The sequence below is a fragment of the Pseudomonas sivasensis genome (assembly GCF_013778505.1).
GTDB classification, from domain to species: domain Bacteria; phylum Pseudomonadota; class Gammaproteobacteria; order Pseudomonadales; family Pseudomonadaceae; genus Aquipseudomonas; species Aquipseudomonas sivasensis.
This window is the reverse complement of the sequence record NZ_JAAOWU010000002.1, coordinates 480,456-499,416: the sequence shown is the minus strand read 5'-3', so window position 1 is coordinate 499,416 and position 18,961 is coordinate 480,456. Positions and strand designations below refer to the sequence as shown.

Annotated in this window: 13 protein-coding genes; 10 read left to right on the top strand and 3 right to left on the bottom strand. The window is 62.0% G+C overall.

Annotation, left to right across the window (positions count from 1 at the left end; all coding sequences use genetic code 11):
* The 9 genes from G9Q84_RS05890 to tagQ all read left to right on the top strand — a co-directional run bounded on the left by G9Q84_RS05890 (position 1) and on the right by tagQ (position 13,730).
* A complete protein-coding gene (locus tag G9Q84_RS05890) occupies positions 1 to 1,290 on the top strand; it encodes a DotU family type VI secretion system protein (protein WP_032884432.1) in 1,290 nt (429 codons plus the stop codon).
* Complete coding sequence (gene tssM, locus G9Q84_RS05885; RefSeq protein WP_181643019.1) at positions 1,287 to 4,787, top strand: type VI secretion system membrane subunit TssM; 3,501 nt, start codon at positions 1,287 to 1,289, stop codon at positions 4,785 to 4,787. The genes G9Q84_RS05890 and tssM overlap by 4 nt, the downstream gene beginning before the upstream one ends.
* Positions 4,784 to 5,437, top strand: coding sequence for a type VI secretion system-associated protein TagF (gene tagF / locus G9Q84_RS05880; protein WP_095185215.1), 654 nt, complete (start codon positions 4,784 to 4,786; stop codon positions 5,435 to 5,437). The genes tssM and tagF overlap by 4 nt, the downstream gene beginning before the upstream one ends.
* Entirely contained in the window at positions 5,438 to 6,157 is a 720-nt protein-coding gene (locus tag G9Q84_RS05875; RefSeq protein WP_032884427.1) for a PP2C family protein-serine/threonine phosphatase, read from the top strand.
* Positions 6,154 to 9,126, top strand: coding sequence for a serine/threonine-protein kinase (locus G9Q84_RS05870; protein WP_181643018.1), 2,973 nt, complete (start codon positions 6,154 to 6,156; stop codon positions 9,124 to 9,126). Before G9Q84_RS05875 ends, G9Q84_RS05870 begins: the two co-directional genes overlap by 4 nt.
* Positions 9,126 to 9,830, top strand: a complete 705-nt coding sequence (locus G9Q84_RS05865; protein ID WP_032884425.1) for an ABC transporter ATP-binding protein — start codon at positions 9,126 to 9,128, stop codon at positions 9,828 to 9,830. Before G9Q84_RS05870 ends, G9Q84_RS05865 begins: the two co-directional genes overlap by 1 nt.
* Positions 9,830 to 11,014, top strand: coding sequence for an ABC transporter permease (locus G9Q84_RS05860; RefSeq protein WP_181643017.1), 1,185 nt, complete (start codon positions 9,830 to 9,832; stop codon positions 11,012 to 11,014). Before G9Q84_RS05865 ends, G9Q84_RS05860 begins: the two co-directional genes overlap by 1 nt.
* Positions 11,007 to 12,719 (top strand): formylglycine-generating enzyme family protein, encoded by a 1,713-nt coding sequence (locus G9Q84_RS05855; protein ID WP_181643016.1) that lies wholly within the window; start codon positions 11,007 to 11,009, stop codon positions 12,717 to 12,719. The genes G9Q84_RS05860 and G9Q84_RS05855 overlap by 8 nt, the downstream gene beginning before the upstream one ends.
* Positions 12,720 to 12,803: 84 nt before the next feature.
* Positions 12,804 to 13,730, top strand: coding sequence for a type VI secretion system-associated lipoprotein TagQ (gene tagQ, locus G9Q84_RS05850; RefSeq protein WP_032884422.1), 927 nt, complete (start codon positions 12,804 to 12,806; stop codon positions 13,728 to 13,730).
* A 98-nt stretch (positions 13,731 to 13,828) separates the two neighbouring features.
* Here tagQ and G9Q84_RS05845 read toward each other — a convergent pair whose 3' ends face one another.
* Positions 13,829 to 14,680, bottom strand: coding sequence for a hypothetical protein (locus G9Q84_RS05845; protein ID WP_181643015.1), 852 nt, complete (start codon positions 14,678 to 14,680; stop codon positions 13,829 to 13,831).
* A gap of 274 nt (positions 14,681 to 14,954) precedes the next feature.
* Here G9Q84_RS05845 and G9Q84_RS05840 point away from each other — a divergent pair, with 274 nt between their 5' ends.
* On the top strand, positions 14,955 to 15,329 hold the full coding sequence (locus G9Q84_RS05840; RefSeq protein WP_069077358.1) for a helicase: 375 nt from the start codon (positions 14,955 to 14,957) through the stop codon (positions 15,327 to 15,329).
* A 76-nt stretch (positions 15,330 to 15,405) separates the two neighbouring features.
* On the opposite strand, the gene G9Q84_RS05835 is transcribed toward G9Q84_RS05840, so the two are convergent.
* Together G9Q84_RS05835 and recG are read right to left on the bottom strand one after the other, a co-directional pair.
* The gene (locus G9Q84_RS05835) at positions 15,406 to 16,806 is read right to left on the bottom strand and encodes an aminoacyl-tRNA deacylase and HDOD domain-containing protein (protein ID WP_181643014.1); all 1,401 of its coding nucleotides are present in this window, start codon (positions 16,804 to 16,806) and stop codon (positions 15,406 to 15,408) included.
* A gap of 77 nt (positions 16,807 to 16,883) precedes the next feature.
* Positions 16,884 to 18,959, bottom strand: a complete 2,076-nt coding sequence (gene recG / locus G9Q84_RS05830) for an ATP-dependent DNA helicase RecG (RefSeq protein ID WP_181643013.1) — start codon at positions 18,957 to 18,959, stop codon at positions 16,884 to 16,886.
* Positions 18,960 to 18,961: the final 2 nt, after the last annotated feature.

The following is an 18,961-nucleotide window of genomic DNA, read 5'->3' as shown; positions in this document are numbered from 1 at the left end:
ATGCATCCCAATGATGACGACCGCACCCAGTTCATGCCCCGCCCAGGTGGCCGCGCGCCTGAACCTGTGCGCGCAGAGCCGGCTCCGCTGTCGATGCCGGCAGCACCGATGCTCACCGGCAAAAGCCAGGGCCTCAACCCGCTGGAAAGCGCCGCCGGCCCGCTGCTGGCTTTGCTGACGCGCCTGCGCAACACCATCGCCCACCCCGCGCCAGCCAGCCTGCGTGCGCAGTTGCTGGCCTACCTGCGTCAGTTCGAAGAGCGCGCCGAAGCCGCCGGCGTGGCGCGCAACGAAGTGCTGCTGGCCCGTTATGCGCTGTGTACCGCCCTGGATGAAGCCGTATTGAGCACGCCATGGGGCAGCACCAGCGATTGGGGTAAGCAAAGCCTGCTGATCACTGTGCACAACGAAGCCTGGGGCGGCGAAAAAGTCTTCCAGTTGCTCGACCACTGCCTGCAAAGCCCACGGGAACGTCTGTACCTGCTGGAGCTGTTGTACCTGTGCATGTGCCTGGGTTTCGAAGGCCGCTACCGCGTGATGAACGACGGTCGCAGCCAGTTGGAAGCCCTGCGCGAGCGCACCGCTGCGGCGATTCGCAGTGCTCGTGGCGAGCATGAGCGCGAGCTGTCGCCGCACTGGCGTGGTGTGACCGTGGCCCGTGATCGCCTGGCGCAATTCATGCCGCCGTGGATCGCCGTAGCCATTGGCGTGGCGCTGTTGTTGGCGTTGCTGTTCACCTTGCGCATGCTCCTGGCGTCGCAGGCGGAGCCGGTGTTCAAGAATATCCATGCCCTGGGCGAGATCCCGGTGCAGGCCATCGACCGTCCGGTGGCGCAGCCTAAAGTCATCGAGCGGCCGCGTTTGGCGGGGTTCCTGGCTGAAGACATCAAGGCCGGTCGCGTTGCCGTTGAAGATAAAGTCGACCGTTCCGTGGTCACCATTCGTGGCGATGAACTGTTCGCATCGGCCAGCTCCAGCATTGTCGATGACTACCAGCCGCTGATGCTGCGCATCGCCGATGCCATTCGCAAAGTGAAGGGCCAGGTGCGCGTGACCGGCCACAGCGACAATCGTCCGATTGCCACGCTGCGCTTCCCGTCCAACTGGGCGCTGTCCGAAGCACGGGCCAAGTCGGTGCTGGAAATCCTCGCGGCCAAGACTGGCCAAGCGGATCGCTTCAGTGCCGAGGGCAGAAGCGACACCGAGCCGTTGGCCACCAACAGCACAGCCGAAGGCCGCGCCCGCAATCGTCGGGTTGAAATCACCGTATTGGCGGAGGGCGTCGAGTGAAGGCGTTTTTCAGTTTTATGATTCGCTGGGTGATCCCGCTGCTGGGCCTGATCGCCTTGAGCCTGATCATCTGGTTTCTCGGGCCGTTGCTCGACGTGCTGGTGCCGGAAGGGCGCCGTTGGGCGCTGATCATCCTGGTGTTCGCGGTGTGGATCGCCTACCGCGTGTTCCGCATCATCCAGGCGCGGCGCCAAGCGGCCGAAGTGATGCGCAGCCTGGCTGCCGAAACCCCGGCCGACCCCAACAGCGTGGCCACTGCCGAAGAGCTCACCACCCTGCGCCAGCGCATGGACGAAGCCCTGGCGCTGCTGAAAAAAGCCAAGCTCGGCGGTGACGAGCGCCGCAATCTCTATGAGCTGCCGTGGTACGTGATCATCGGCCCGCCGGGTTCGGGCAAGACCACCGCGCTGGTCAATTCCGGTTTGCACTTCCCGTTGGCTGCGCAGTTGGGCGCCGGTGCGGTGCGTGGCGTCGGCGGTACGCGCAACTGCGATTGGTGGTTCACCGATCAAGCAGTATTGCTCGACACCGCTGGCCGCTACACCACTCAGGACAGCAACTCCACGGTGGATAAAGCCGCGTGGCTGGGCTTCCTTGACCTGCTGAAAAAGCAGCGTTCACGCCGCCCTATCGACGGCGCATTTATCGCCATCAGCCTCTCGGATTTGCTGCTCGGCACTGATGCCGAGCGCGCTGCCCATGCTGCCGCGATTCGCCTGCGCATCCAGGAGCTGTACACCCAATTGGGCGTGCGTTTCCCGATCTACCTGATGCTGACCAAGCTCGACCTGGTGCCGGGTTTCATGGAGTACTTCGACAACCTGAGCAAGGAAGAGCGCGCCCAGGTGTGGGGCATGACCTTTGCCCTGGACGACGGTAAAAACAGCGACAGCCCTCTGGCCCATCTGCAAAGCGAATTCGCGGGTCTGGAGCAGCGCCTCAATGAGCGTTTGGTTGAGCGTCTGCAACAGGAGCGCGACCCGGCGCGGCGCGACCTGATCTACGGCTTCCCGCAGCAGTTCGGCGCGTTGAAGGATTGCCTGCAAAGCTTCCTCGAAGGCGTGTTCAAACCCAACGCCTTTGAAGAGCGCGTGTTGCTGCGCGGTGTGTATTTCACCAGCGGTACCCAAGAAGGCAGCCCGATTGACCGCCTGATCGGCGCCATGGCCCAGAGCATGAACCTGGACCGCCAGCACCTGGCACGGCAGAGCGGCACCGGGCGCAGTTACTTCATCGAAAAACTCTTCACCGCGGTGGCGTTTGCCGAGCGTGGCTTGGTGGGGGTGAACCCGAAGGTCGAGCGGCGGCGCAAGTGGATTGCGCGCGGCGTGCTGGCGGCCACCGTGGCGTTGGTGGTGGTGGTCAGCGGCCTGTGGTGGGTGAGTTATCGCGCCAACCAGGCGTATATCGCTCAGGTCGACCAAAAGGTCGCGCCGTTGGGCCAGACGGTGCAGAACCTAAGCCCGGCGCAGCGTGAAGTCCTCGCCGTGCTGCCGTTGCTCAACGCGGTGAAGAACCTCGCGGGCGACTCGCCGAGCTGGTCCGAAGGTCTTGGCTTGTATCAGGGCGACATGCTCGAAGCCGAATCCGCCAGCGTGTACCGCAAGTTGTTGATCGCGGTCTTCGCGCCACGCTTGGTGACGCGCATCGAGGAGCAGCTGCACGGCGGTGGCAATTCCGATTTCCTCTACGAAGGCCTCAAGGCCTACCTGATGCTCGCCGACAGCGAGCATTACGACCCGGACTTCATCAAGGCCTGGATCGCCCTCGATTGGGACCGCAACCTGCCGCGCGACCTGCCGGCCGATCAGCGCCAGGCGCTGACCGGGCACTTGCAGGCGCTGTTTGATCGTCACCCTCCGAGCGCACGCCTCGATCCGCGCTTGATTGATGACCTGCGTCGCCAGTTGCAACAGCTGCCAGTGGCCCAGCGGGTCTACGACCGGGTCAAACGCCAGAAACTGCCTGAAGGCATCCCGGACTTCCGTATCAACGAAGCCGCCGGCCGCGATGCCGCGCTGGTGTTCAGCCGTAAAAGCGGCAAGCCGTTGGGCGAGCCGTTGAGTGGTTTTTTCACCGCCAAGGGCTATCGCCAGGCATTCCTGCTGAGCAGCCTGAACCAGACCGGCACCTTGGCTGAAGAGCAGTGGGTGTTGGGCCGCGAGCAGGCCGATCAGCAGAACGTGGTCAGCCTCGCCGCCGATGTGCGTCGCCTGTACTTCCAGGACTACCAGCGCCAGTGGGATGCCTTGCTCGCCGACATCGACTTTGTGCCGATCACCAGCGTGGCCCAGGCGGCCGATGTCCTGCGGGTAATTTCCGGGCCGACTTCACCGCTGAAAAAGCTGCTGGTTGCGGTGGCCAAGGAAACCGATCTGCAAACTGAAGAGCGCCAATTGGCCGCCAAAGGCGTGCCGGTGGAAGGCGGCGTCGACAAGCTCAAGGAGCGCCTCGGCAGCCTGCTCGGCCAGGAGCAACCGACGGCCAATGCGCCGGCGGCAGCGGATGATCCGGTCACCGCGCACTTTGCCGAACTCAACAGCATCGTCAGTAAAAATGAAGGCGAGCCAGCCGCTATTGATGGTTTGTTGTCGGACATGAACGCGCTGTATGTGCAGGTCAGCGCCATGGTCGGTGCCAGTGGCGACGCGTTGCTCGGTGAGGCGAAGAACCAGGCGGCGGCTGCTGCCACGCGGGTCAGTCTGAACGCCGAACGCCAGCCGCCGCTGGTGCAGGGCATGGTCAAGTCGGTGGTCAACTCCACCACCAACAGCATGATGGGCGGGGTGCGTAACCAACTGAACGCGGCATGGGTCAGCGAAGTGGTCAACGTGTATCGCCAGTCCCTGGCGGGGCGTTATCCGATGTCGCCGGGCAGTGCGCGGGACGCCACGCTGGATGACTTCGGGCAGTTCTTTGGTGTGGGCGGGGTGATGGATAACTACTTCCGTAAATACCTGCAGCCGTATGTGGACACGTCCGCGCAGACTTGGCGCTGGCAGCCGGGCGCGGCGCAGAAGCTGGGGATCGCGCCGGGTGTGCTGCAAACCTTCCAGCGCGCCGCGACAATCCGCGATGCGTTTTTCCGCTCCGGGGGCACGCAGCCCATCGTCCGTTTCGAACTCAAACCGGTGTCGATGGACCCGACCATCACCCAGTTCTTGCTCGATCTCGACGGCCAGCAACTGAGCTACGACCACGGTCCAAGCCGTCCGGTGGCGATGCAATGGCCGAACCCCGGCAGCATTGGCGTGGTGCGCATTTCCATCATGCCGCCATCGGCCAGCGGCCGTTCGGGCGTGACACTTGACGGCCCATGGGCGTGGTTCCGCCTGTTGGAGCAATCGGACCTCACCGCTGGCAACTCGCCGGACCGCTTCAACCTGCGGCTGCGGGTCGACGGCGCGAGCATCGCCTACGAGTTGCGCGCCAACAGTGCTTTCAACCCGTTCAAGAACCGCGTGCTCAGTGGCTTCAGCCTGCCGGAGCGGCTATGACGACACTGGGTTTCTACGGCAAGTTGGCCAGTCGCGGGGATTTTGTCAGCCGCGCATTGCCCCAGAGTTTTGTCGGTCCGTGGGACAGTTGGCTGGCCGCGGGTTTGCTGGCCAGCCAGAACAGCCTGGGCGGTGATTGGCTCAACGTTTACCTAGTCAGTCCGCTTTGGCGTTTTGTACTGGCGCCGGGCGTGTGCGGGCCGGATGCGGCGGCGGGTGTGGTGATGCCGAGTATCGATCGGGTCGGGCGCTATTTTCCGTTGGCGGTGGTGGCCTTGCTTGATCACGACACCAATCCCGCCTCATTGGTAGGCGGGCCGGACACGTGGTTCGAGCATGCCGAAGAGCTGTTGCTCAGCACGTTGGACACCGGCGCGACCTTTGAAAGCTTCAACGATGGCCTCGATACCCTCGGCTTTCCAGCCAGTGAGCCGCGCGCGGTCGATAGCCGTTTCGCGGGCCTGCAAAGGGTGTCCGCCACCGTGCCCCATGGGCGCATGACCGCGCTCGCCGAACAGGCCTGCGAAGGCGCAAGCCTGTGGTGGGGCCGAGGGTCGGAACGTATTTCCCCTGGTTTATTACGGTGTCAGGGCTTACCTGCCGCCGGTGATTTTGCGCAGTTTTTGCTCGGACAAGAAGGTGTGGTGTAGATGGGGGCGACGTACAAATCCGCGAGCAAAAGCCATGTGGGCATGGTGCGCCAAGTTAACGAAGACGCGTGCCTGGACCTGCCGGAAAACCGCCTGTGGGTGGTGGCCGATGGCATGGGCGGGCATGCGGCAGGGGATTATGTCAGCAGCCTGATCGTCGACAGCCTGCGCAGTGTGCCGTTGGGCCGCTCCCTGGACGAATACTCGGCGGCCCTGCGCAATGACCTGATCCGCATCAACGCCGCCGTGCGCGAAGAAACCGCCAATCGTGGCGTGACCATGATGGGCAGCACCGTGGTCGTACTCGCCACGCGTGGCTTGCGCGGTGTATGCCTGTGGGCTGGTGACAGTCGCCTGTACCGCCTGCGCGATGGCGTGCTCGAAGGTATTTCCCGCGACCACAGCTACGTGCAAGATCTGCAAGACAGCGGCCTGCTCAGCGAAGCCGACGCCCGCGTGCATCCGCGCGCCAATATCGTCACTCGCGCCATTGGCGTGGAAGCCCAGCTTGAAGTGGCGGTGGTCGACCTGTTGATCGCCCCCGGCGACAGCTACCTGCTGTGCAGCGATGGCCTGAACAAGACCGTCGAAGACCATGAAATTCGCGAAGTGCTCAGCCACGACGCGCCGGATGAAATCGTGCGCAGCCTGGTGCACCTGGGGCTCAATCGCGGCGCGCCGGACAACATCACCGCCATCGTTGTGAAGGTATCGGCATGAACATTGTGATTCCTGGCTACGACATCGAAGGCGAGATCGGCGAAGGCGCCATGGCCAGCGTGTACCTGGCGACCCAGCGCTCGCTGGAGCGCAAGGTGGCATTGAAGGTGATGGCGGCGGCATTGGCAGCCGACCCGAGCTTCTGCGAGCGCTTCCTGCGCGAGGGCAAGACCCTGGCGCGCCTGTCGCACCCGCATACGGTGACCATCCATGACATCGGCAATGTCGGTGAGCTGTATTACATGGCCATGGAGTTCCTGCCCAACGGTACGCTCAAGGAGCGTATCGCCGCGGGTATGACCCCGGAGCAGGGCGTGACATTGATCCGCCAGATCGCTTCGGCGCTGGGGTATGCCCACGCTCAAGGATTGGTACACCGGGACGTCAAGCCGGCGAACATCCTGTTCCGCGCTGACGGTACGGCGGTGCTCTCGGACTTTGGCATCGCCAAGTCCCTGGACGACCGCACCCAGTTCACCCAGGCCGGTTTCGCCGTCGGTACGCCGAGCTACATGAGCCCGGAACAGGCGCGGGGCCAGGAGATCGACGGGCGCGCCGACCTGTATGCGTTGGGCGTGGTGCTCTATGAAATTCTCGTCGGCAAGCTGCCGTATAGCGGCACCGACGCGCTCTCCACCGCGCTGGCGCACCTGACCGAACCGTTGCCAGAATTGCCGGTGCACCACGGTCGTTATCAGGGCGTGTTGCGTAAGTTGTTGGCCAAGGATCCGGCCGAGCGGTTCCCGGATGCAGCGGCATTGCTGCTGGCGCTGGACCAACTGCCGGCGGATTCGCCGGAAGCCACGCTGGTGCGACCACTGCCGATCCCGGTGAGTTTTGACCTAGCGGGTATCACGCCGGAGTCCATCGAAATCCCGACAGCCAAACCCGAGCCAGTGCGCCAACCGGTGGTGCCGCCGACGCAGCACAGCGAGCAGCGTCGCGGGCCTGTGTTGGCGCTGGCAGCGGTGGCTGTGGCGGTTGCCCTGGCGATTGGCGGCGCTTCCTATTGGTGGCTGAGTGGCGATGATGAACCGGCCAAACCACCGGCCGCCGTAGTCCCCGCAGCAACACCCCCAGCAACACCTGCAGCGGCAGTGGTTGAGGCGGATGGCGGTCAACGTCCGCTGTTGATGGCGGGCAAGAAAACCCTGTTCCAGCGCGTCCTCAGCAAGCCGGGCGCGAAGCTTTCGGATGAGGCAGGCAGCGCGGCTGGCAAGGCGCTGCCGGCGTTCTCGGTGCTTTACGTGTACCAACGCAAAGACATTGAGGGGCAACCGTGGGTACGCGTCGGCACCGCCACCGATGGGCGCAGCGACGGTTGGTTGCCGGCCTCGCAAGTCAGCGACTGGAAACAAAGCCTGGTGCTCAAGTTCACCGAGCGCTCGGGCCGTGCGCCGGTGATGTTCCTGCGGCAATCGGGGGAAGTGGAAAAGCTGCTCGCCGACCCGGCCGCCGCCAAGAGCGCGCTGGCCAAAGCGCAGAAAAACAGCGAAGACAACGGGCAAATCCTTGCCCTGGAACCGACGGCCAGCGCCGTGCCGCAGAACCAGTTTTACCTGTTGCCGATCTTTGACTCCAAAGAGAGCTTCGACGAAAACGGTCAGCCGGTGCAGTTGCTCAATGTCGCTTCCATCGACCCCGGCAGCAGCGCCGTGGCCAAGCCTGCCACGCCGGTGATCAACGCCAATTCCGATGCCTTCCGCACTGCGGTGGTGCTGGTAGTGGATACCACCGTGTCGATGCAGCCGTATATCGACCAGATCCGTGACGTGGTTCATGAGCTGCAAACCCGCATCGCCGAACGCGGCGAACTCGATAGCGTCAGCTTCGGCATGGTCGGTTTTCGCAGCAGCATCAAGAAAACCCCTGGCCTGGAATACGTGGCCAAAACCCTGATCAGCCTCGACCAGGGGCGTGATCCACAACGCTTCCTCGACATGGCGCGGCAAGTCAAAGCGTCCAGCGTTTCCAGCCATTCGTTCAACGAAGACGCGTTTGCCGGGGTGATGCAGGCTGTGGACGGCATGGACTGGTCTGGTTATGGCGGGCGCATCATTCTGCTGGTCACCGATGCTGGCGCGCTGCGCAAGAACGACCCATTCGCCGCCACCCAGATGAACGAAGCCGAAGTGCGCCAGGCCGCGCTGGGCAAGCAGATCAAGATTTACGCTCTGCACCTGCGCACCGACGCCGGCAAGAAAACCCACGCTGGCGCCGAGAGCCAGTACCGCATCCTCACCGCCGACGCCAACCCGCAGATCGGCGACTTGTACACACCGGTGCCCGGTGGTGATGTGCGTAAGTTGGGTGAGCGCGTCGATGAGATCGGCAGCGTATTCGCCAACCTGGTGCATCAAGTGCGCAGCAACACGCCGCAACCGGTCCCGCTGCTCAGTTCGGCACCGACCTTGGCGGATAAATCTGCCGCCGTTGGTTACGCCATGCACATGGACTTCCTCGGCCGCAAAACCGCGAGCCAGGCGCCGCAGCTGGTTAGCGCCTGGACTGCCGATCGCGACCTGACCAACCCGGCGCTGCCGGCGTTCCAGGTGTGCGTGATGCTGACCAAGTTGCAGCTCAACGATTTGCAGCAGTCGCTGAAACTGATCGTCGACGCGGCGCGCAAGACCCAGACGTCACCCAAGGATTTCTTCCAGGAAATTGCCAGCGCCTCTGCCTACATGAGCCGCGACCCGCAAGCCCTGCGCAAGGGCGGCAACTTGGCCGATGGCGGCATTCTCGGCGAATACCTGGAAGGCCTGCCGTACCGCAGCAAGTCGCTGAACATGACCCAGGACTTGTGGTTGTCGTTGAGCGTGGCCGAGCAGGAAGACTTTATCGACGAGCTGGATTCGAAAATCCGCCTCTACGAAACCTTCCATAACGACGTGGCCAACTGGGTCCGTTTCGGCGATGCCGAGCCGGGCGATGCGTTGTACCGCGTGCCGTTGTCGACGCTGCCGTAATGCTGACCCTGAGCGCGGTGCACAAGAGCCGGGGCGTCGGTAGCCAGCGCTATAGCCTGGTGATCCCGGCGCTGGCGCTGCGCGCGGGTGAGCAAGTGGCGATTGTTGGGCCCAGCGGTTGCGGCAAGAGCACCTTGCTGGATTTGCTGGCGTTGGTCCTGGCGCCGGATCAGGTGGGGCACTTCGAATTTAATGCGATCGACATTGGCAGTCTGTGGCGTGCGGATCAGCAATCGCGGCTGGCGCAGTTGCGCAGCCAGCACTTGGGCTACGTGCTGCAAACCGGTGGCCTGCTTGGCTTTCTCGATGTGCGCGGCAACATCGCCCTGTCCCGGCAACTGCTGGGCTTGAAAGACGATGGCAGTGTGGCGCGCCTGGCCGAGCAGTTGGAAATCAGTGACCAGTTGGCGAAGAAACCCTCGGCGCTGTCGGTGGGCCAGCGCCAGCGCGTGAGCTGCGCCCGAGCCCTGGCCCATGCACCGCAACTGGTGCTGGCGGATGAGCCGACCGCGTCCCTTGACCCGCTGAATGCCGAGCGCGTGATGCACGCCCTGTTGGCCCAGGCCCATGAGCACCGCGCCGCCTGTGTGATCGCCACCCATGACGAACCTCTGGCCCGTGCCAGTGGCTTGCAGATTAGGCGTATCAGTTGCCGCCGCGATGCTGACGGTGGCGTCACCGCCACCCTTGGGGAGGCGTGCTGATGCGCATGCCCTTGATCGCTTCCCTGGCCTGGCAGGATTACCGCAACGACGCGTGGCTGTCGGCCTGTTCGGTGCTGGCATTGGTGGCGGTGATCGCGCCGTTGCTGGTGTTATTCGGCCTGAAATTTGGACTGGTTAGCAGTTTGACCGAACGTTTACAGACCGACCCCGCCACCCGTGAAATTATTCCGTTGGGCGGTGGTCGATTCAGCAGCGCATTGATTGAGCAGCTTGCCCAGCGCCCCGATGTGGCGTTTGCCATACCGCGTACGCGGCAGATTGCGGCGACGGCGCAGGTGGGCGCGCTGACGTTGGAGATGCTGCCGACAGCGCCAGGTGATCCGTTGTTGGGTGCGCTGGTGCTGCCGCATGGCCTGAACCAGATCGTGCTGAGCCACACCGCTGCCGAGAAGCTTGCAGCGCGGCCTGGGGATCTATTGGAAACCCGCTTTGCCCGCCAGGTAGCAGGACGTGTCGAGGAGCAGCGCACAAAGGTACAGGTGGTTGCGGTACTGCCGCTGGAAGCCTTCGCGCGGGACGCTTTGTTCGCCGATCTGGCCCTGCTGGAAGCGGCGGAAGATTACCGCGATGGTCGCGCCGTCACGGCGTTGGGATGGACGGGCGAAGAGGTGGCGGTGGGTGAGCAGCGGGTGTACCCGGCGTTTCGCCTGTACGCGCGCAATCTCACTGATGTAGAAACCTTGCGGGTGTATTTCGCTGGGCAGAACGTGTTGGTATCGACCCAGGCGAACACCATCGCCCAGGTGCAGTCGTTGAGCCGCAACCTGTCGATCGTATTCTGGGTTATCGCCGGGCTGGCGTTGGCGGGGGCGTTTGCGGCGATCTTCGCTGGGGCCTTGGCTGCCGTGGCGCGCAAGCGACGGGAATTGTCAGTGCTGCGCCTGTTGGGGTTTTCCACCGGCGGGTTGTTGTTGTTTGTAGTGGTGCAGGCGCTGTATAGCGCAGGGTTTGCGGCCTTGCTCAGCGCCGGGCTGTATGGCTTGGCCGAAGCAGCGTTGAACAAATTATTTGCGCAGGTGCCGGGCGAGTACGCCAGTCATCTGCTGGCGCGTCATTACGGCCTGGCCCTGGTTGCAGTCCTCGGCGTCAGCGCCGTGGCGGCGGCGTGTGGTGGCTGGCGAGTGGCGCGTATCCAGGCTTCTGAAGGAATCAGAGATGTATAAGTTACTGGGCGCCGTCGTGGCGCTGAGCCTGGCCTCGATGGCCTGGGCCGATGAAGCAAGCGATAAACTGGACAACCCCAAACCGTTGCCGGATGACGTGAGCCTGCCGCTGCCATGCGAGGGCAACATGGTGTTCCGCTACGCCTACGTGCTGGCCCAAGGCACGCTGGATGACCGCGAAATCAGCCTCGGCTACCCCTTCGCCGAAGGCGAGGCCGGTTACCAGCAGTCGTTTATTTCCGGCTATCGCCGCGACTTTATCAACGGCCAGTTCACCCTCAAGGATTTGCCGAAAGACTGGAACAAAGTCATCGCGCCGTTGATGCCGAAGACAGACGCCAAGACCCCACTCAAGCCGATGCTGTACTTCATCGGCAAGTATGAAGTGACCGCTCGCCAATACGCCCAAGTGATGGCCCAGGCGCAGTCCCTGGCCAGTGGCGAGCCGGCGCCGGCCTGCGATGCGCCGACCGGTATGGCCGGGCGTTTGCCCAAGGTGAAACTGTCGCGGTTTGAGGCCGAGCGTTTCTCTGCGGTGTACAGCGCCTGGCTGATGAAGTACCACCGCGACTTGCTACCGGTGAGCGGGCGCGGTTCGTCGGCGGAAGACGGCGGCCTTGGCTTTGTGCGCTTGCCCACTGAAGTGGAGTGGGAGTTTGCCGCACGCGGTGGCCAGGCGGTGAGCCGTCAGGATCTGGAAGGGCGCCTGTTTCCTCGTCGCACTGAAGGCAGCGAAAGCGATGGCCCTCTGGGTGATTACGCCGTGTTCAACCAAGTTGCTGGCGGTACTGGCCAGGCGGCGCGCCTGATGCCCATTGGCACCAAATTACCCAACCCAATTGGCATGTTCGACGTGATCGGCAACGCGGCGGAAATGGTCCAGGAGTCTTTCCAATTGGTCCATGCCGGTCGACGCCAGGGCACTTACGGCGGCTTTGTGGTCAAGGGCGGCAACTATCTGGAAGGCGAGGGCACGCTGTTCACCGGCATGCGCCGCGAATACCCGCTTTTCGCCGCCGACGGCACCGAGCAAAGCAATGAAACCACCGGTTTCCGCGTGGCGATTGGTGCGTTGTCGGCCCCGCGTTCACGTTACAAGGAGTTGTTTGCGCAGTGGCAAAAGGAAGGGCGCCTGGCCGCGCTGACCGACGCCATCGATGACGCCCAAGACCCGACCAAACGCCTGGACAGCATCATCGCCGCCAGCGTCGACCCCAAGTTGCAAGCCGAATTGGGGCTGGTCAACGAAGAGCTCAAGCGCAACGTCTCGCTGATCGCCCAGCAACGCGAAGAAGCGGCGGGCAACCTGATTCAGTCGGCTGCATTGGTGGCTGAGACCATCAGCAACTACAACATCCGCCTGGCCAACCTGCAGAAGAGCCGCCAACAGTCTATGGACAACAAGGATGAGGCCAGCGCGAAGCTGTTTGATATGGCCATTGCCAACGGCCGCAGTGCCCTCGACGGCGCGGTCGCGATTTACATCGATAACTTGGCGACGGGCACGCGCTACACCGATGCGGTGATCCAGGCGCAGTTTCAAAGGATCAAGGAAGAGTTGGATCGCAAGCCAGTGCTCGGCAAGAGCCTGGTGACGCGCGCGACACTGTTCGTCCGCCATGTCGGCAACTACCGCAAACAACAGCGGGCTGACCCGGCGACGATCTTGAAGGAATTGCTCGCAGCGAGCGGTCAGCGGTCTTGATCGTTGGCTGTATAGCGAGCTTGGAAGGGACTCAGGCGGCAGTTGCCGCGCTGGGCAAGTCAAACTTAGAAGAGAACACAACCTATGCTTTTTTCCCGTAAGGCGGTTTCCAAGCGTCACCTGTTGCTGATTGCCGCTGGCTTCAGCACCGTGCTGACAGGCTGCGCCACATCGCCGGCCTCCAAGGTGGCGTCCAGCACCAAGGTCGAGTACTACCCCAACTGCTACGAGCCGGTGCAGCACTTGCGCGCCACCGATTCGAACATGACCAAGTCGGTTGTCACCGGCGCGGCCATCGGCGCGGCCGGCGGTGCACTGCTGGGCGCCCTGACCGGCGACTCCGAAAAGCGCGGCCGTAATGCTGCCATTGGCGCAGCGGGCGGCGCCCTCGCCGGCGGCGCGGCGGGTTACTACACCGAGCGTCAGAAGCAGATCGCCGACGACAACCAGCGCATTGCTTCGTATGCGGCTGACGTAAACAAAAGCGCCTCCGACATCGACCGCAGCACCGCGTATGCCAAAGCGTCGCAACAGTGCTATCAGAGCGCGTTCACCAAGCTGGTGGCTGACCGTAAGGCCAAGACCGTCAACGACACCGAAGGCCGCAAGCGCCTGGCGGAAATCGTCTCGGGCTTGAAGGAATCCAATGACCTGATCGTTGCAGTCAACGGCAAGGCCAGCGAAGACCTGAACAACTACACCCAGGCTTATGAGAAAGACCTGCAGCAGGTTGGCGTACAGCGTGCCGACGTGGTCACCGTGGCCCAGGCCGATTCAAAACCCGTTGTGACACCGGGCAAGAAGAAAGGTACAGGTACTAAACCGCCGAAGAAGCCGCCTCTTCCAACCGTCCCAACAGAAGCAGTGAGCACCGAAAAAACCTTCCAGACTGCCCAGACCAAGCAAGATGAGAGCAAGAAGGTCGCCAGCGCCGGTAAAGCGCAGATCGAAGGCACTTGCCGCGATCCAAACCTGGCCGACTGGGCGCCGGTGCCTTGCCCTAACGTTTAAGTCACAGCCTTAGGTTACGCTGAGCATTGAAAACGGCCGCCTCACTTAACAGTGGTGGCGGCCGGTATTCAGGCTGACTTATTGATGTTGCATTCTGTTTAAACGTCTAAGCCAGTGACTTTGAAAGCCTTACTGGAAAACGTTATCTTTGTTGGGATTGCGTTAGTTCCCGTGGCTTGGAAAATAATATCACCGGTGAGCGTTTGGGTGCGCTCGTTGTAGTTGAATGTGATTTCACCTGACTCTGCATGATATACATCACCATAAAGTAGGGTTGATAGCGCGGACTTCCCACTTTCGTCCTTATTGATGGGTAGCGTTTGCGTGGTGCCGTCGCCAAGTTTTGCTTTAGGGATATAAACTAACAGGAGCTGGTTACCTACCGCTGCATCAAGCGTAAGGAAGCCAGGGTGGTCGGGTACCTCGACGAACTTCATGGAAAAAGTCTTTGGCGTAAAACTGGAGTTGCCAGGTTCAATAGTTCCCGTCAGCTCGCCGGTTGTTGTAACTTCAAGCGGCTGATGGAACGCTATTTTACCTAGACTTAGGTACGCTTCTTCCGTGATCAGGGGATTTACGTTTTTCGCCACACAGTTGAACGTAGCGTCAATGCGTTCAATAGTAGCAGTTGTGTTCAGATAAAATGAGCCGCTCTCTGAGTGGAACGAGTTCAATATGTTAGTCTTTGGTGCTATGTAAACTAGATCTACGAGATTGTTTGATCCATTATCCAAACTGTAGTTTCCTGGGCTCAAGCCATCGGTAATTCTTGCTTCAAAAGTATGCAGTCCACCTGCTGGGCCGCCACCCAATACCAATCTGGAGCCATTAATTAATAGTTTTCCATTTTTCAAGGTTATGCTTGGGGAAATGACAATTGTGTGATCTATTTCGCCGAGCTTTATATGAAATTCTATCTCTTTGACGCGTGCATTTTGTTCGGGCTTCATGGCGCGGGTCCTGTTTCAATATAGACAGATGTAGGGGTGATAATCTTGGCTTTCAGCAGGTCTTTTAAATACTGTTAGGATTCACAGTCTTTTATATTGATTTCGAATACTTATTATTCCGTTAGTGAGCACGTCAGGTGTGTAGCGTTTAAAGTGACTCATTAGTCAGCACTTAAGAGGCGTGTTGAGTTGTCCACTCTGCTATGACGAAGTGGCGTTCTCCCGGCGAATCGCTAAACTGCGCCAGTCCTTATTATTCCGAGGCTGTGCATTTATGAAATTTCGTCTTCTCCTCTGGGTGCTGGGCCTGATGATGGGCAAAGCCAGCCGAACCAATCCCGCCTTCCAGCAACAGTTGGGTGATAAAGACCTGGCGTTCCAGTTGCAGACCCTCGACGGCAAGGTTGCCCGTCACTTCATCGTCAAAGACCAACGTATTACCAGCCGCTCAGGGGTTCATCCTGCGCCGGCGTTCGCCATTGCGTTTAAAGATGCCGCGTACGGCTTCGCCACGCTGCAGGCAAAGAACAAGCAACTGGCGTTCATGACGGGGATTCAGGACAAGTCGATCCAGATCAAGGGCAACCCGGCGCTGGTGATCTGGTTCCAGGGGTTGACCAAGTATTTGAAGCCGAAGAAAAAGAAGTAGGCGTTCAGGGAAACCAAGTTGGATTCATCGGGGGCAAGTCGCACCGCCCCCGATAGCTATCTGAGAGGCGACAGATTCAGTTTTGAGTGAACTGGGACGCCAACTCACGCAACAGCACTTCTGCATCCAGCACCTTGCCCACCACTTCTTCAGCCTTGTCACGGCTCAACCCCAGGCGCTCCAGCAACGCATCCGGGATCGCCTCATCCGGCCCAGAACCAATCCCTCGGCTGCGCAATAGGCGCACGGCCAGGCAAACCAGATTCGGGTATTCGGCATATTGGCCGTCGTAGGTTGGGTCGTGCTGAAAGCGCAGGGCGGTGGACAGTTCGTCCGGCATGTCCCAGTAGCGCATTAACCAGGCACCGATCTGCTCGCGACTGATGCCCAGCAAATGTTGCTCCACGTAGCTGTGGCACAGGTGCGGGTTGACCTCCAGGTGGCGGCAGATCAGCGAGAAGTGCGGCGGGAACACGTGGGCCAACAGCAGGTAACCGAAGTTATGCAGCAGGCCGGCCAGGTAGGTCAGGCCTGCTTCCGGGCGCTGTGCGCGGGGCATGGCACGGGTCAGGCCTTCGATCACGGCGGCGGTGTAGATCGACTGGTGCCAGTACGGCGTGGCCTGGTGAGGGTGGTCTTTGGGCAGGCTCAAGGTCTTGCCGAGGGCCAAGCCCAGTGCCAGGTTGATCACCAGATCGAAACCCAGTACGCGCACGATGGCGTCTTCTACTGAACGGATCTTGCCGGGCGACGCGTAGTACGGCGACGCGGCCCAACTGACTACTTGGGCCGCCAAGGCCGGGTCGGTCTCGACCACGCCGGTGATGTCGTCGATGGTGGCGTTAGGGTCGACGCGCAGCTTGATGATCTTCTGCGCGGTGTCAGCCAGTGGTGGAATCTCGATAGTCGCTTCCAGGCGCTGCTGGATACGGCGAGCGGTGAACGCCTGCATCGCCTGGGTGATTTCCTCTCGGTCATCATTGGGGCGGTCGAGGTTCGGTCGGATATTACTCAGCGGCTCGCCGAAGTTTGCAGCGCTGGCTTTGGTGAGCATGGTCTTGAACGCATCGCTGGCGATCTCCAGCAGCAGCCCTGGCTCGCCCGAATGCACCAGCAGGCTCGGCTCGTCGAGCAGGCTGCCTTCGTACAGGCACGGCGAGCTGGTGAGTGCCGGCAGGCCTGGCAGCAGGCTCAGCTCATGCTTGTCCAGCATACGCTTGACGCGATCCGGCGACACCGCGATGAGGCGGCGACCGGTGAGTTCTGCGAGGCGGTTGAGGTCGAGCAACTGGTTTTGGGGGAACAGCACCATCAGTGCACCCACCGCATCTTCCAGCAGCACAGCCTGCACCTTTTGCGCAGGATTCAGGCCAGGGTGTTCAGCAACTTCCGTGTAGGGGATGGCGAGCTTTGCGAGCAGAGCCCGGATGACCGGTGGGGCGGTCAGCGGGGCTGTGGCGAGGGCAACTTCTGACATGGCCTGATCCAATTTCTTACAGTCATCGGAGTATAACCAGCTTGATACATTTGTAGGTCGCTTAAGTGAGTCAGGCGTCACACTTGGCCGTATTGCTGCCCATGGCGTAGCCAGCGATCCAACAGCGGGCTGACGTGATCCGGCCAGCGCTCCATCAGGGCCTGTGCCGCATCGCGCACGGCGGGCAGCAGGTCGGCGTCGCGCATGAGGTCGGCGACTTTGAATTGCAGCAGGCCGGTCTGGCGGGTGCCGAGCATTTCGCCGGGACCGCGCAGTTCGAGGTCTTTTTCGGCAATGACGAACCCGTCGTTGGTCTCGCGCATGATGCCCAGACGCTGGCGACCGATCTGCGACAGCGGCGGGTGATACAGCAGCACGCAGTGGCTGGCCGCGCTGCCCCGGCCGACGCGGCCGCGCAGTTGGTGCAGTTGCGCCAGGCCCAGGCGCTCGGGGTTTTCGATGATCATCAGGCTGGCGTTGGGCACGTCCACACCGACTTCGATCACCGTGGTGGCCACCAGCAGTTGCAGGTTGCCGGCCTTGAAGTCGGCCATCACGGCGGCTTTTTCGGCGGGCTTCATGCGCCCGTGGATCAGCCCGACCTTGAGTTCGCCGAGGGCGCTGGTGAGGTCTTCATAGGTGGTCTCGGCGGCCTGGCAGGTCAGTTCTTCAGACTCTTCGATCAGCGTGCACACCCAGTAAGCCTGGCGCCCTTCGGCACAAGCGCCGCGTACCCGTTCGATCACTTCGACACGCCGGGTATCGGTGACCAGCACGGTGTTGACCGGGGTGCGGCCGGGCGGCAGTTCGTCGAGGATCGAGGTGTCGAGGTCGGCGTAGGCACTCATGGCCAGCGTGCGCGGGATCGGCGTGGCGGTCATGATCAACTGGTGCGGGTTCATGCGACCGCCCACGCCTTTCTGGCGCAGGGCCAGGCGCTGCTGCACGCCGAAGCGGTGTTGTTCGTCGATGATCACCAGGGCCAGGTTCTTGAACTTCACCTCCTCCTGGAACAGCGCATGGGTGCCCACCACCATCGGGGCGCCGCCGGCGATCTGCTCCAGTGCCGCTGCGCGGTTCTTGCCCTTAAGCTTGCCCGCCAGCCACGCGACTTCCAGGCCCAAGGGTTCGAGCCAGCGCTTGAAGGTGATGAAGTGCTGCTCGGCGAGAATCTCGGTGGGTGCCATCAGCGCCACTTGGTAACCGGCTTCCAGCGCCTGCAAGGCGGCGAGGGCGGCGACCACTGTCTTGCCTGCACCCACGTCACCCTGAATCAACCGGAGCATGGGTTCTTTTTGGCTGAGGTCGTAGGCGATTTCATTGCCTACACGTTGCTGGGCACCGGTCGGCGCGAAGCCAAGATTGGCCAGGTATTGCGCAGGCAGGCGCGTGGCCTTGGGCATCGCTGGGGCGCGCAGGGAACGCATGCTTTCGCGCAGGCGCTGCTGGGACAGTTGATGAGTGAGCAGTTCTTCGAAGACCAGGCGGTGCTGGGCCCAGTGGTGACCCAGGGCCAACTCGTCGACGTCGGCGTCGGCCGGCGGGTGATGCAGGTAGCGAATTGCGTCGTCCAGCGGCGCCAGTTGGTAGTCGCGAGCCAGCTCCAGTGGGAGCCAGTCGGGCAGGCTTTTCGGGCCGAGCATGGTCAGGGTCTGCGTGCACAGTTGGCGCAGGCGTTGCTGGGTCAGGCCTTCGGTGAGCGGGTAGATCGGCGTGAGGGTGGTGTCCACCGGAGGCGGTTCGTCGCTGGTGATCGCGCGGTATTCAGGATGGTAAATCTCCAGGCCCGAGGCACCGGGCCGCGCCTCGCCATAGCAGCGCACGCGTGTGCCGCGTTTGAGGCCTTCCTTCTGCGCGTTGCTGAAATGGTAGAAGCGCAGGCTCAGACCGCCGGTGCCGTCCTGCAGGCGCACGACCAGGCTGCGGCGCTTGCCCATGACCACGTCGGCCCCGCTGACGGTGCCTTCCACGACAGCGTCTTGCCCTGGGCGCAACTGGCCGATGGGCACCACGCGGGTGCGATCCTGATACCGCAAGGGCAGGTGGAACAATACGTCCTGGAGATTTTCCAGCCCGACCTTGGCCAGCTTCTCGGCCATGGCTTCACCGACACCCTTGAGTGCCGTCACCGACACCTGCGACAGCTCAGTCATAC

Excerpts from the sequence above, each read along its gene's own strand:
- G9Q84_RS05890 (WP_032884432.1), top strand. The coding sequence starts at position 1 with ATGCATCCCAATGATGACGACCGCACCCAGTTCATGCCCCGCCCAGGT.
- tagF (WP_095185215.1), top strand. The coding sequence starts at position 4,784 with ATGACGACACTGGGTTTCTACGGCAAGTTGGCCAGTCGCGGGGATTTT.
- G9Q84_RS05875 (WP_032884427.1), top strand. The coding sequence starts at position 5,438 with ATGGGGGCGACGTACAAATCCGCGAGCAAAAGCCATGTGGGCATGGTG.
- G9Q84_RS05870 (WP_181643018.1), top strand. The coding sequence starts at position 6,154 with ATGAACATTGTGATTCCTGGCTACGACATCGAAGGCGAGATCGGCGAA.
- G9Q84_RS05865 (WP_032884425.1), top strand. The coding sequence starts at position 9,126 with ATGCTGACCCTGAGCGCGGTGCACAAGAGCCGGGGCGTCGGTAGCCAG.
- G9Q84_RS05860 (WP_181643017.1), top strand. The coding sequence starts at position 9,830 with ATGCGCATGCCCTTGATCGCTTCCCTGGCCTGGCAGGATTACCGCAAC.
- G9Q84_RS05855 (WP_181643016.1), top strand. The coding sequence starts at position 11,007 with ATGTATAAGTTACTGGGCGCCGTCGTGGCGCTGAGCCTGGCCTCGATG.
- tagQ (WP_032884422.1), top strand. The coding sequence starts at position 12,804 with ATGCTTTTTTCCCGTAAGGCGGTTTCCAAGCGTCACCTGTTGCTGATT.
- G9Q84_RS05845 (WP_181643015.1), bottom strand. The coding sequence starts at position 14,680 with ATGAAGCCCGAACAAAATGCACGCGTCAAAGAGATAGAATTTCATATA.
- G9Q84_RS05840 (WP_069077358.1), top strand. The coding sequence starts at position 14,955 with ATGAAATTTCGTCTTCTCCTCTGGGTGCTGGGCCTGATGATGGGCAAA.
- G9Q84_RS05835 (WP_181643014.1), bottom strand. The coding sequence starts at position 16,806 with ATGTCAGAAGTTGCCCTCGCCACAGCCCCGCTGACCGCCCCACCGGTC.
- recG (WP_181643013.1), bottom strand. The coding sequence starts at position 18,959 with ATGACTGAGCTGTCGCAGGTGTCGGTGACGGCACTCAAGGGTGTCGGT.